Here is a 13,104-nt window from a genome sequence, read left to right on the forward strand (position 1 = left end):
TTCAAAAATCACACATCAATATTCGCAGCCCTCAGCGCGTTGGTCTCGATGAAGTCGCGGCGCGGCTCCACGTCGTCGCCCATGAGCATGGTGAACACGCGGTCGGCTTCGATGGCGTCTTCGATCTGCACCCGCAGCAGGCGGCGCACAGTGGGGTCCATGGTGGTTTCCCACAGCTGCTCGGGGTTCATTTCGCCCAAGCCTTTGTAGCGCTGGCGGCTGGTGGTGCGCTCGGCTTCGGCAATCAACCACGCCATGGCTTGGCGGAAGTCGCTCACCTTTTCTTCCTTGGCCTTTTCGCCTTCGCCACGGGTGGCTTTAGCGCCTTCGCCCAGCAAGCCACGGAAGGTATTGGCCGCTTCGGCCAAGGCGGCGTAGTCGGCACCGTGCACAAAGTCTTGGGTGATGATGCTGCTCTTGACGTTGCCGTGGTGGCGGCGGCTGATGCGCAGCACGGGTTTGTCGGTGCGCACGTCAAATTCGCCGGCCACCATGGCTTCGCTGCCCACGTCGCGCAGCTTGGCTTGCAGGGCATTGGCGCTGGCTTGAGCGTCGTCCAAAGTATCCAAGTTCAGGGCCACGCCGTCGGCTATTGACCTCAGCGCCTCGGCATCCATGAAGTTTTGCAGGCGATCCACCACGGCCTCGGCCACTTGGTGCTTGTGTGCCAAGGTGGCCAAGGTGTCGCCGCTGAGCACTTGGGGGGCAGTGCCACCGGTGTGGACGGAAGCACCCACCAGCGCAATGCGCAGCAGATAGCTGTCCAGGGCGGAGGCGTCTTTGAGGTACAGCTCTTCTTTGCCGTTCTTCACCTTGTACAGCGGGGGCTGGGCGATGTAGATGTGGCCGCGCTCGACCAGATCGGGCATCTGGCGGTAGAAGAAGGTCAGCAGCAGGGTGCGGATGTGGGCACCGTCCACGTCCGCGTCGGTCATGATGATGATGCGGTGGTAGCGCAGCTTGTCCACGTTGAAGTCGTCCGCGCCGCTCTTGCCGCTGTCTTCGCTGGCTTTGCCAATACCGGTGCCCAGTGCGGTGATGAGGGTGACGATTTCGTTGCTGGAGAGCAGCTTCTCGTAGCGGGCTTTTTCCACGTTCAGGATCTTGCCGCGCAGGGGCAGGATGGCTTGGAACTTGCGGTCGCGGCCTTGCTTGGCCGAGCCGCCGGCGGAGTCACCCTCGACGATGTAGATTTCGCACAGGCTGGGGTCTTTTTCTTGGCAGTCGGCCAGCTTGCCGGGCAGGCCCATGCCGTCCAGCACGCCTTTGCGGCGGGTCATTTCACGCGCTTTGCGGGCCGCTTCGCGGGCTTTGGCAGCGTCGATGATCTTGCCGCACAGAATCTTGGCGTCGGTGGGTTTTTCTTCCAAGAATTCGGTCAGCGCCTTGGCCACGATGTCTTCCACCGGGGCACGCACTTCGCTCGATACCAACTTGTCTTTGGTCTGGCTGCTGAATTTGGGCTCGGGCACTTTGACCGAGAGCACGCAGCACAGGCCTTCGCGCATGTCGTCACCGCTGACTTCGACCTTGGCTTTCTTGGCCATGTCGTTGTCGGCGATGTACTTGCCAATCACGCGGGTCATGGCCGCACGCAGGCCGGTCAGGTGGGTACCACCGTCGCGCTGGGGGATGTTGTTGGTAAAGCAGAGTACCTGCTCGCTGTAGCCGTCGTTCCACTGCATGGACACTTCCACACCAATCTCGGTGCCGGGAATGCCGCCGTAGCTGTCGGCAGGGCGGCTGCCAGTGGCGTAGAAGGCGTTGGGGTGCAGCACCTTTTTGTTGGCGTTGATGAAGTCCACAAAGCCCTTGACGCCGCCAGCGCCGGAGAAGTCGTCTTCGCGGCCATCGCGCTCGTCCTTGAGGCGAATGCGCACGCCGTTGTTCAAGAAGCTCAGCTCGCGCAGGCGCTTGGACAGGATTTCGTAGTGGAAGTCGTTGTTTTGCTGGAAGATTTCGGTGTCGGGCAGGAAGTGCACTTCGGTGCCACGCTTGTCGGTGGTGCCGGTCACGCGCATGGGGCTGACTTCCACGCCATCCACGGTTTCCAGTATGCGGTTTTGCACAATGCCTTGGGCAAACTCGATTTGGTGTACCTTGCCATCGCGGCGCACGGTCAGGCGCAGCCATTTGGACAGGCCGTTCACGCAGGATACGCCCACGCCGTGCAAGCCGCCAGAAACCTTGTAGCTGTTTTGGTTGAACTTGCCGCCCGCGTGCAGTTCGGTGAGGGCAATTTCAGCGGCCGAACGCTTGGGCTCGTGCTTGTCGTCCATCTTCACGCCGGTGGGGATGCCGCGGCCGTTGTCGGTGACGCTGATGGAGTTGTCCGAGTGGATGGTGACCACGATGTCGTCGCAGTGGCCAGCCAGCGCTTCGTCGATGGAGTTGTCCACCACTTCAAAGACCAAGTGGTGCAGACCGGTGCCATCACTGGTGTCGCCGATGTACATGCCGGGGCGTTTGCGCACGGCTTCCAGCCCTTCCAAGATTTGGATGCTGCCTTCGCCATAGCTGTCTGCTCCGGCTGCGGGCATGGGTACTGGGGTGTTGTCGTCGGCGTTGCTGGTGATTTCGCTCATGGTGTTCTGCTATGGTTTTGCTAGCGCGTCAAGCTTTATCCATGCGCCTTTCGGCGCATTTTTTACTTTTTTGCGGGCTTAGATGCGCATCGGCATGACAACGTACTTGAAGTCTTGGTTGTCGGGGATGGTGATGAGCGCGGAACTGTTGCCATCGGAGAGTTCGATCTTGACCATGTCCTGATCCATGTTGGTCAGCACATCAATCAGGTAGGTAACGTTGAAGCCGATTTCGATGCTGTCACCACCGTAGTCGATGTCCAACTCGTCCATGGCTTCTTCTTGCTCGGCGTTGCTGGAGGCCACGCGCAGCGAGCCGGGGTCTAGGTTCAGGCGCACGCCCTTGAACTTGTCGCTGGTCAGAATGGCTGTGCGTTGCAGCGTGGTCAGCAAAGCGGTGCGGCCCAGTGTGACGCTGTTTTTGTGGTTTTTGGGGATGACGCGGTTGTAGTCGGGGAATTTGCCTTCCACCAGCTTGGTGACGAACTCCATGCCGTCAAACGCAAACTTGGCTTGGTTGTTGGCAAATTGCATCTCGATCAGGCCTTCATCGTTGGAGCTGAGCAGGCGCTGCAGTTCCATCACGGTTTTGCGCGGCAAGATGACTTCTTGTTTGGGCACTTCGGTGTCCAAGGTGGCGCTGGAGAAGGCCAAGCGGTGCCCGTCGGTCGCGACCAAGCTCAGGGTTTTGCCTTCGGCCACGAACAAAATGCCGTTGAGGTAGTAGCGGATGTCGTGCACGGCCATGGCAAACGCCACTTGGCCCAGCAGCGCTTTGAGGGTTTTTTGCGGCACGCTGAAAACGGGGCCGAAGTTGGCCGATTCTTGCACCAGTGGGAAGTCTTCGGCGGGCAGGGTTTGCAGCGTGAACTTGCTCTTGCCACCTTTGAGGATGACTTTGTTTTGGCTCGACTCCAAGCTCACGGTCTGATCGCCGGGCATGGTGCGCAGGATGTCGATGAGTTTTTTGGCGCCAATGGTGGTGGAGAAATTGCCAGTGTCGCCTCCCAGATCGGCGGTGGTGCGGATTTGGATTTCCAAATCGCTGGTGGTCAGTTGGATCGAGTCACCTGCTTTGCGCAGCAGTACGTTGGCCAGTATCGGCAAGGTGTGGCGACGCTCCACGATGCCGGCCACCGATTGCAGTACCGACAGAACCTTGTCTTGTGTAGCCTTCAAAACGATCATGGGTAAATCCTCTCCATATATCCAATTCACTGGGCAACGCGCATTTTCGCTTGTTTTGTGACATTTCTTGGCGCGCGTTGTTGGGTTTTTCGCATCAGCCTTTCAGGGTTTGCTCCAGTACGTGCAGCTGCTGGTTCAGTTCAGCTAGCTGCTGGCGCTCGGCGGCGATTTTGCGCACTGCATGCAAGACAGTGGTGTGGTCGCGTCCGCCAAACAACTCGCCAATCTCAGGCAGACTCTTTTGCGTCAGTTCTTTGGCCAGGTACATAGCGATCTGGCGTGGCCGGGCAATGCTGGCCGGGCGCTTTTTGCTGTACATGTCGGCCACTTTGATCTTGTAGTAGTCGGCCACCGTTTTTTGGATGTTCTCCACACTGATTTGCCGATTCTGAATCGACAGCAGGTCTTTGAGCGCGTCGCGCGCCAGCTGAATGGAAATGTCTTTGTGGTTAAAGCGCGAGTAGGCCAGTATCTTGCGCAGGGCCCCTTCAAGCTCGCGCACGTTGGAGCGCACGTTTTTGGCCACAAAAAAAGCGACTTCTTCGGGCATGTCGGCGCCTTCGGCGTGGGCTTTGTTGATCAAGATGGCCACGCGCATTTCCAATTCGGGTGGCTCGATGGCCACGGTCAGTCCCGAGTCAAAGCGCGACACCAAGCGCTCGTGGATGTCGGTCAGCCCCTTGGGGTAGGTGTCGCTGGTCATGATGATGTGGCTCTTGCGCGTCAGCAGGGCTTCAAATGCGTTGAAGAACTCCTCTTGCGTGCGGTCTTTGCCAGCGAAGAACTGAACATCGTCAATCAGCAGCAAATCCAGCGAGTGGTAGCGCTGCTTGAATTCATCAAAAGTCTTGCGCTGGTAGGACTTCACCACATCGGAGACGAATTGCTCGGCGTGGATGTACAGCACTTTGGACTGCGGTTTGTCTTGCAGCAGGCGGTTGCCGACGGCGTGCATCAAGTGGGTTTTGCCCAAGCCCACCCCACCGTAAATGAACAGGGGGTTGTACATGGCACCCGGTGAGGTTGCTACATGCATGGCGGCGGCGCGGGCCATGCGGTTGGCAGAACCCTCCACCAAAGTATCGAACGTCAGGATGCTGTTGAGGCGGTTCTTGGGAACGCTGGTAGTGGTGCTTTCGGCTCCGTTGGCAGCGGCAGATATGGTGCCGTCCCCGGCTGGATTGGGGGTATAGCCGTTGGCAAAGGTGTCAATGGTGGGGGTGCTATCCACAGGCCTGCTAGGCATATGCACACGGGTGGGGGCTACTCGGGCTGCGATGGCCAATTCCAATTGCACGGGCATGCCACGTAGCTGTTCCAGCAGCGTGCTGATGCGTTGGCTGTACTGGGCGCGCACCCAGTCCAGCTTGAAGCGGTTGGCCACCAGCAGGGTGATGCGATCTTCCTCGTCGCCCGGCTGTACAGAGAGAGGTTTGATCCAGGTGTTGAACTGTTGTTCGGGCAGCTCTTGCGCTAGCACGTCCAAACACTCTTGCCACAAACCCACGCTCAGTGGGATGCCGCTGTCGCTGTTTTGTAATGATGGTCCCTGGCTCATGGCTGATGGCTTTGTTGTGGATATTTGTGGTTGTGGATGCTGGTGAATGCGCAATTATTAAGAGCTTATCCACACCGCCTGCATGCCGAAACGGCAAGGGGGCGGATTATGCCTGCAAGCGCGGCCTTGCTGCATGTTTAAAGTTTTGCGATAATTCGCGGTTCACCGGACTTCAGGGTTGGCTTTGGCCAGCTAAGCGTGGTCCGAACAGAAGTCCACCCGAAGCAGTCGGTTACTACAGGAATTTTTCAACAATGAAACGCACATACCAACCATCCAAAACCCGTCGTGCTCGCACCCACGGTTTCTTGGTTCGCATGAAGACTCGTGGTGGTCGCGCCGTGATCAACGCACGCCGCGCCAAGGGCCGCAAACGCCTGGCTGTCTAAGCTGGCTTAGTCTGGTCTGGGTGCGTGGTGTCCCACGACGTCCACAGCACACACTGCACGCACTTGCTGCGTTTGCAAACCCGCCCGCAATTCCAAGTTGTCTTGGATGGGGTTGTGGTGTCGCGAACGCAGCATTTTGCGTTGCATGCCCGTGAATTGAGTGCCTTGAGCCTGCGCCAGCCCGAAGCTATGCGCCCGGTGTTCCATCCATCGGGTACGTGGTTGGGGGCGATGGTGCCTAAGCGTTGGGCACGCCGGGCTGTGACACGCAATACCATCAAGCGCCAAATCTACAGCGTGGCCGCAGAATATGCGCCCACGCTGTTGTTGCTCGCACCCATGGGCCATGTGGTGCGCTTGCGCACAAGCTGGGACAGGGCAGAGTACATTAGCGCCACCTCTGACAAGTTGCGGCACGACGTGCGCCAAGAGCTGCAGGTCTTGTTCAGCAACGCCCAGCGCCGTTTGGCAGACTTAGCGGCCACACCATCCCAACTGGCAACGAACACGCTATGAAGTCCATACTGATTCTGCTGGTTCGTGGCTACCGCTTATTCTTGAGCCCTTGGTTGGGTTCTTCTTGCCGTTTTGAGCCTACTTGCTCGGCCTACTCATTGCAGGCCTTGCAGCAGCACGGTGCAGCAGCGGGAACTTATCTCACATTGCGCCGTCTGGTACGTTGCCATCCCGGCTGTGCTGGGGGGCATGATCCGGTACCCGAGCAGTCGCCTTTGCACGGTGGTTTGTTTCGCCGTTTCTCTTCAACCTCATCTGTCTCTTCGGAAAAGAGAGTTCCATGAACGATATTCGCCGCACCATTCTTTGGGTGGTTTTTGGTTTCTCCATGGTCTTGTTATGGGACCAGTGGCAGGTCTATAACGGACACCAAGCCACTTTCTTCCCACGCGCCACGCCGGCTGCTGATAAGGCTGCAGTGCCGACAGCAAGCGCGGCTACTCCCACGCCAGCCACTACTGGAGCGACTGGCAGTGCAGTTCCTGCCACGACGGCTGCCCATGCGGCAACTCCCGCGTTGCCCAAAGAACGTTTTGAAGTGAGCACCGATACCCTCAAACTCACCTTCGATACCGAAGGCGGTTCTGTGGTGCGCACCGAGTTTCTCAAGCACGTGGATGACCACGACAAGACCCGTAATGTGGTGCTTTTGGAAGACAGTGCTGCCCATGTGTACCAAGCGCAAACGGGCTTGGTGCAGACGGCAGGTGCAGGTTTGCCAACCCACAAAACCGTGATGCAAGTTAGCGGTGATCGCGTATTGAAAGAAGGTCAAGATAGCTTGAGCATTCAATTTACGTCGCCCGAAGTCGGTGGTGTGAAGCTGGTGAAAACCTATACCTTGCACCGCGGCTCTTATGCGGTGGATGTGCAGCAAGATGTGGTGAATGCTTCTGGCGCGCCTATCGCTCCGCAGCTGTATTTGCAGTTGGTGCGCGACGGCAATCCTTTAGAAGGCGGATCGTCCTTCTATTCCACTTACACCGGCCCGGCCCTCTATACCGAGGACAGCAAGTACCGCAAGGTGGATTTTTCTGACATCAAAAAGAAAAAAGCCGACTACCCCGCACAAGCTGACAACGGTTATGTCGCCATGGTGCAACATTACTTTGCCAGCGCTTGGATTTTGCCCAAGGGCGTGCAGCGTGAGTTCCACTTTGACGGCGTAGACATTGGTTCGACCTTGGCCGATTGCTGCTACCGCGCCACTATGGTGAGCCCATTGGGTGCCATTGAGCCTGGCCAGAGCAAGCAAATCAAGGCAACTTTGTTCATGGGCCCCCAAGACGAAAAAATGCTCGAAGGCATTGCGACCGGTTTGGAGTTGGTCAAGGATTACGGTCACCTGACCATCATTGCCAAACCGCTGTACTGGTTGCTCGACAAGTTGCATGGCTTTATTGGCAACTGGGGCTGGTCCATCGTGGCCTTGGTGCTTTTGCTCAAGATTGCTTTCTACTGGTTCAACGCCAAGGCCTACGCCAGCATGGCCAAGATGAAGGCCATCAACCCCCGCATCATGGAGCTGCGTGAGCGTTTGAAAGACAAACCGCAGCAAATGCAGCAAGAGATGGTGAAGATCTACCGCGAGGAAAAGGTCAACCCCATGGGCGGTTGCTTGCCTATCGTGATTCAAATTCCGGTTTTTATTGCGCTGTACTCCGTGCTGTTGTCATCGGTGGAGATTCGCAATGCACCGTGGATTTTGTGGGTGACCGACTTGTCTGCCAAGGATCCTTACTTCATCCTGCCCGTCATCATGACCTTGTCAACCTTGCTGCAGACAGCGCTCAACCCCGCGCCACCAGACCCACTGCAAGCCAAGATGATGTGGATCATGCCGCTGGCCTTCAGCGTGATGTTCTTCGCTTTCCCCGCCGGTTTGGTGCTGTACTGGATCACGAACAACATCTTGTCGATTGCTCAGCAGTGGATTATCAACACCCGAATGGGCGTACCACCGCAGTTCAATCTGCCCAAGTTCAAGTAAGCAGATCAGCACAAAGGGCCCGCAAGGGCCCTTTGTGCTTGGGTTCCCTGCTTGTATAACGACAGACAGTTGGCCATTTTCCATGACTTCGCTTGCTCGCCACCGTGATCCCATCATTGCCATAGCCACAGCTCCCGGACGTGGGGCGGTGGGTATTGTGCGTATCAGTGGTCCTCAGTTGGGGCCGTTTATTGCAGCCTTGCTGGGCAAAGCCTTGGTGCCGCGCCAAGCCACTTATTTGCCGTTCAACGATGGTCATGGTGCACCACTGGACCATGGTTTGGCCCTGCACTTTGTGGCACCACAGTCCTACACCGGTGAAGATGTGTTGGAGTTGCAAGCCCACGGTGGCCCGGTGGTGCTCCAGTTGCTGGTGGCCCGCTGTCTGGAGTTGGCGCAGCAACTGCAACCCACAGGTCAGCCGTGGCTGGCCGGTTTGCGTTTGGCGCAGGCGGGCGAATTCACCCAGCGTGCCTTTATGAATGGCAAGCTCGATCTGGCCCAGGCCGAAGCGATTGCCGATTTGATCGATGCCAGTACCGAGGCGGCCGCGCGGGGTGCTTCGCAGTCTTTGTCGGGTGCGTTTTCGCGTGAGATTGCTGTGCTGCGTGAGCGCCTCATCCACCTGCGCATGTTGGTGGAGGCGACACTGGATTTTCCGGAAGAGGAAATCGATTTCCTGCAAAAAGCCGATGCCGTGGGGCAGCTACAGCGCTTGCGGCAGCAGTTGCAGCAAGTTCAAGCGCAGGCCCAGCAAGGAGCCCTGCTGCGCGAGGGGCTCAAAGTCGTTATCGCCGGTCAGCCCAATGCTGGCAAATCATCCTTGCTCAATGCCTTAGCTGGTGCAGAGTTGGCCATCGTCACACCGATTGCGGGTACCACCCGTGACAAGGTACAGGAAACCATCCAGATAGAGGGTGTGCCTATCCACATCGTGGACACAGCTGGCTTGCGTGCCAGCGACGATGAGGTGGAGCGCATCGGCATACAGCGTGCGTGGGGTGAGATAGAGCAGGCCGATGTGCTGCTGTTTTTGCACGATTTGTCACGCGCATCTGCTACAGAATATGTAGCAGCAGAAGCAGATATAGCAAGCTTGGTGGCTGAAAAACTTCCCCAAGGTGTGCCGGTATTGCATGTGTGGAACAAGGCCGATGCGGTGCCCCCGCAAGAGTTGCCCAGCATTGCTGATGGGGTGGTGCTATCGGCCAAGACGGGTGAGGGCTTGCAACCCCTGCGCATGCGCTTGCTGGAATTGGCGGGCTGGCAGCCTGCGGGCAGTGGTGTGTATTTGGCGCGACAGCGCCACCTTCAGGCTTTGCACACTGTGCAGGAGCATCTTTCTCTGGCAGACGAGTGGTTGCAACAGAGGGCGTTAGCGCTAGATATACTGGCCGAGGAGTTGCGTTTGGCTCAGAATGCACTGAATCAAATCACGGGCGAATTTGGGAGTGATGACCTATTGGGAGTGATCTTTTCGCAGTTTTGCATTGGCAAGTAGCGCACTAGACTGGCAAACAGCAGCACGTTACCGAGCCGCATACAAGGATGAGACAAGATGTCTTTATTTAATTGGTTTGGCAAAAAAGCCAATACCGCAACACCAACAACCCAGCGTACCAATGCGGGGTTGCAAGCCGATGGTGCACGCGCGGGTGCTGTCGGCGCAGATGCCAACGATCCGTTGGCACGTCGTGCAGAACGTTATGAACGACGTGAAATGTTGTATGGCGTGGTACGTGAAACGATGGCCCGCGCAGGCCTGATTTCCAGCAGCTACAAGTTCAAAGTGTTGTCACTGGACTCACGCGGCTTGGATTACTTGGTGATGGTGGACGTAGGCAGCGCCATCATGGCTGATCACGGCAGGCTGTACGAAATGGAGCAAAACATCGTGCAAGCAGCCAAAAACCGCCATGAGATGCAGGTCAATGCGGTGTACTGGCGCGCCAACGAGCATGTGCTGGCACAGCGCATCACTCGTACCGAGCGGGTGGCGCAGGAACCGGCAGACAGCCGCAAAAGTACAGCAACGGATGAGCGTGCCTTTGCCGATACCACCTCACTCAAACCCTACGACCCGTTGCATGAAGATGAGTTGTTGGCGTTCAAAAAAGCCTTGGCATCCATCCCTGCGCAAGGACCTTTGTCAGCGCCCGGGCAAATTGTGCAAACCGGCCCGCGCAAGCCTATGCCGGTGCGCGACTTTCAGGATACGGTGATTGATGAGCGCGCTATGTCACCCTTGAGTTCTACCCAGTGGGGCGACTTGTAAGCGCTGTGCATTCGCTCAGTGGCCTTCGAAGTCCACCAGTGTGAACAAAGGCAGGCCTGCTTCGCGCAGGCGCGCCGAACCGCCCAACTCGGGCAAATCGACAATCGCTGCACCTTCGGTCACGGTGGCACCTAGCTTTTCCAGCAGTTTTTTACCTGCCATCATGGTGCCCCCGGTGGCAATCAGGTCGTCGATCAGCAGCACGCGGTCACCGGCCTTGACGGCATCGGTGTGCAGCTCCACGGTGGCACTGCCGTATTCCAGCTCGTAGGTTTCTTCGACCGTGGTGAAAGGCAGCTTGCCTTTTTTGCGGATAGGGACAAAGCCGACATTGAGCTCATAGGCGACCACAGCGCCCAAAATAAAGCCACGGGCATCTAGGCCCGCTACCACGTCGGGGCGCATGCTGGGATCCATGTAGCGGTGCACAAAGGCGTCGATCAGCACACGAAACACCTTGGCGTCTTGCAGTAGCGGGGTAATGTCGCGAAATTGCACTCCAGGTGCAGGCCAATCCGGCACGGTACGGATATGGTTGCGCAGGTATTGGTTGATGCTCAGGTGTTGCATGGCAGTGCTCATGGGGCCAGAAAAATGAAATGGGCAACAGGCTATTTTGCCCGCAAAAGATACGTTTCGGCGTCTGCCAACGCAGAAGCTAGGCCAGACAGTACCAAGGTGTCCCCGGCGATGAGTTGTGGATTGTCTTGGCTGTGCAAGATGTGTCCATTGGATTTGCGCACATGCAGCACCCGCACCGACAAGTTGTCCAAGGCGAGTTCGTGCAAGTACAGGCCGCAGCTGGCGGCAGTGTCGGACAGTCGGATGGATGCCAAACGTTGCTGTGCGTCGGCGTCTTCACTGCCCAAATCGTCAGCACCATGGAAAAAACCGCGCAGCAGGTTGTAGCGGGCATCACGCTGGTCTTGCACGATGCGGATCACGCGCCGCATGGGCACACCAATCAAGGCCAGTGCATGGCTGGCAAGCATGAGCGAGCCCTCCATGGCTTCTGGCACGACTTCCGTAGCTCCTGCTTGTTGCAGTTTTTCCAAGTGCAAATCGTCTTGTGTGCGCACAATGACCGGTACTTGCGGTGCGTGTGAACGCACATGGTGCAGCACCTTGAGCGCTGCGGGTTCGTCCAAATACGTGATCACGACTGCACTGGCGCGGGCCAAACCAGCAGCCATTAAGGCTTGCAGGCGGATGGAGTCGCCATACACCACCGAGTGGCCGGCAGCAGCAGCTTGCCGTACCCGGTCAGGATCCAAGTCCAGAGCAAGGTAGGGTATGTTTTCTTGCTCCAGAATGCGCCCCAAGTTTTGCCCACAGCGACCAAAGCCGCAGATGATGATATGCTCCTTGGCCGACATGGCTTGGCGAGCAATGTGGGTCATTTGCAGCGATTGCATCAGCCATTCGCTGCTAACAAGTTTGAGCACGATGCGGTTGCTGTTGAGGATGACAAAAGGCGTCAGCATCATGGACAGCACCATGGCAGCGAGCACTGGGTTGAGCAGTGGCGCAGGCACCAAAGAATGCTGTTGTGCCAAGGCCAGCAGAACAAAACCAAACTCCCCTGCTTGCGCCAAATACAAGCCTGTGCGCATGGCTACCCCAGGGCTTGCACCCAGCAGGCGAGTCAGTCCACCAACTAGGCCGGCTTTGAGTACCGTGAGGCTGAGCACGAACACCAACACCAGTGGCCAACGCTCTAACACCAAAGCCCAGTCCAGCCGCATGCCAATGCTGATGAAAAACAGTCCTAGGAGCACATCGTGGAAAGGACGGATATCCGTCTCCACGCGGTGCTTGTATTGGGTTTCCGAAATCAACATGCCCGCAATAAAAGCACCCAATGCCATGCTCAGGCCAGCCAATTCGGTGAGCCAGCCCAAGCCCAACGTGATGAGCAAAAGATTGAGCATGAACAGCTCATCACTCTTGCGCCGTGCAACCTGCGTCAGCCAATGGCGCATGACGTATTGCCCGCCACGCAGCAGCAGCGCGATGATGGCTCCTGCCTTCAGGGCTGCCAGCCCAAGATCGATGAGCATGGTGTCGCCCGAACTGCGCAAGGCTGGAATGAGTACCAGCAAGGGCACCACGGCCAAATCCTGTAGCAACAGCACCCCCAGCACGCGTTTGCCGTGTTCGGATTCCAGTTCTACGCGCTCAGACATCAGCTTGACCACAATGGCGGTACTGCTCATCGCCAACGCGGCAGCCAGTGCTAAGCCGCCCTGCCAGCTCAGTTGCCACTGGCTGGGTAACACCCAGCCCAAGCCCAACACCAAACCCACTCCCAGCAACAGGCTGACGAGCACCTGCAGCAAACCCAGTCCAAACACGTGCTTGCGCATGGTGTGCAAACGGCCCAGGTTGAACTCCAAGCCGATCACAAACATCAGCAGCACCACACCCAGCTCACCGAGGGTATGGACAATATGCTCGTCGTTTGACACCGCTAGTGCATGGGGGCCGATCAGCATGCCTACGGTCAGGTAGCCCAGCATGGGGGGTAAGCGCAGGCTGCGGCACACGACCACCCCTAATACGGCGGCCAATAGGTAAAGAAGGGTGATCTCCAAAGCAGTCAT

General features: G+C 57.6%; 11 protein-coding genes. 6 read left to right on the forward strand and 5 right to left on the reverse strand.

Annotation, left to right across the window (positions count from 1 at the left end):
- Window positions 1-8: 8 nt before the first annotated feature.
- The 3 genes from gyrB to dnaA all read right to left on the reverse strand — a co-directional run bounded on the left by gyrB (window position 9) and on the right by dnaA (window position 5,331).
- Window positions 9-2,540, reverse strand: a complete 2,532-nt coding sequence (gene gyrB / locus KIK84_RS08270; protein ID WP_250207881.1) for a DNA topoisomerase (ATP-hydrolyzing) subunit B — start codon at window positions 2,538-2,540, stop codon at window positions 9-11.
- Window positions 2,541-2,663: 123 nt separating this feature from the next.
- Complete coding sequence (dnaN, locus tag KIK84_RS08275; RefSeq protein ID WP_214122593.1) at window positions 2,664-3,773, reverse strand: DNA polymerase III subunit beta; 1,110 nt, start codon at window positions 3,771-3,773, stop codon at window positions 2,664-2,666.
- A 94-nt stretch (window positions 3,774-3,867) separates the two neighbouring features.
- A complete protein-coding gene (gene dnaA / locus KIK84_RS08280) occupies window positions 3,868-5,331 on the reverse strand; it encodes a chromosomal replication initiator protein DnaA (RefSeq protein WP_214122594.1) in 1,464 nt (487 codons plus the stop codon).
- A gap of 254 nt (window positions 5,332-5,585) precedes the next feature.
- Here dnaA and rpmH point away from each other — a divergent pair, with 254 nt between their 5' ends.
- From rpmH to KIK84_RS08310, 6 genes are all read left to right on the forward strand, one after another.
- Complete coding sequence (rpmH, locus tag KIK84_RS08285) at window positions 5,586-5,720, forward strand: 50S ribosomal protein L34 (protein ID WP_005798102.1); 135 nt, start codon at window positions 5,586-5,588, stop codon at window positions 5,718-5,720.
- A gap of 27 nt (window positions 5,721-5,747) precedes the next feature.
- The gene (locus KIK84_RS08290; protein ID WP_502757546.1) at window positions 5,748-6,236 is read left to right on the forward strand and encodes a ribonuclease P protein component; all 489 of its coding nucleotides are present in this window, start codon (window positions 5,748-5,750) and stop codon (window positions 6,234-6,236) included.
- Window positions 6,233-6,520, forward strand: coding sequence for a membrane protein insertion efficiency factor YidD (gene yidD, locus KIK84_RS08295; protein WP_214122595.1), 288 nt, complete (start codon window positions 6,233-6,235; stop codon window positions 6,518-6,520). The genes KIK84_RS08290 and yidD overlap by 4 nt, the downstream gene beginning before the upstream one ends.
- Complete coding sequence (gene yidC, locus KIK84_RS08300; RefSeq protein ID WP_214122596.1) at window positions 6,517-8,226, forward strand: membrane protein insertase YidC; 1,710 nt, start codon at window positions 6,517-6,519, stop codon at window positions 8,224-8,226. Before yidD ends, yidC begins: the two co-directional genes overlap by 4 nt.
- 82 nt (window positions 8,227-8,308) lie before the next feature.
- The gene (mnmE, locus tag KIK84_RS08305) at window positions 8,309-9,727 is read left to right on the forward strand and encodes a tRNA uridine-5-carboxymethylaminomethyl(34) synthesis GTPase MnmE (RefSeq protein ID WP_214122597.1); all 1,419 of its coding nucleotides are present in this window, start codon (window positions 8,309-8,311) and stop codon (window positions 9,725-9,727) included.
- A 57-nt stretch (window positions 9,728-9,784) separates the two neighbouring features.
- Entirely contained in the window at window positions 9,785-10,501 is a 717-nt protein-coding gene (locus KIK84_RS08310; RefSeq protein ID WP_214122598.1) for a hypothetical protein, read from the forward strand.
- A 15-nt stretch (window positions 10,502-10,516) separates the two neighbouring features.
- On the opposite strand, the gene KIK84_RS08315 is transcribed toward KIK84_RS08310, so the two are convergent.
- Both KIK84_RS08315 and KIK84_RS08320 read right to left on the reverse strand, forming a co-directional pair.
- Window positions 10,517-11,071 (reverse strand): adenine phosphoribosyltransferase, encoded by a 555-nt coding sequence (locus KIK84_RS08315; RefSeq protein ID WP_214122884.1) that lies wholly within the window; start codon window positions 11,069-11,071, stop codon window positions 10,517-10,519.
- Between the two features lie 41 nt (window positions 11,072-11,112).
- Complete coding sequence (locus KIK84_RS08320; protein ID WP_214122599.1) at window positions 11,113-13,104, reverse strand: cation:proton antiporter; 1,992 nt, start codon at window positions 13,102-13,104, stop codon at window positions 11,113-11,115.

The organism is Curvibacter sp. CHRR-16, assembly GCF_018474005.1.
Classification (GTDB): Bacteria; Pseudomonadota; Gammaproteobacteria; order Burkholderiales; family Burkholderiaceae_C; genus Allorhodoferax.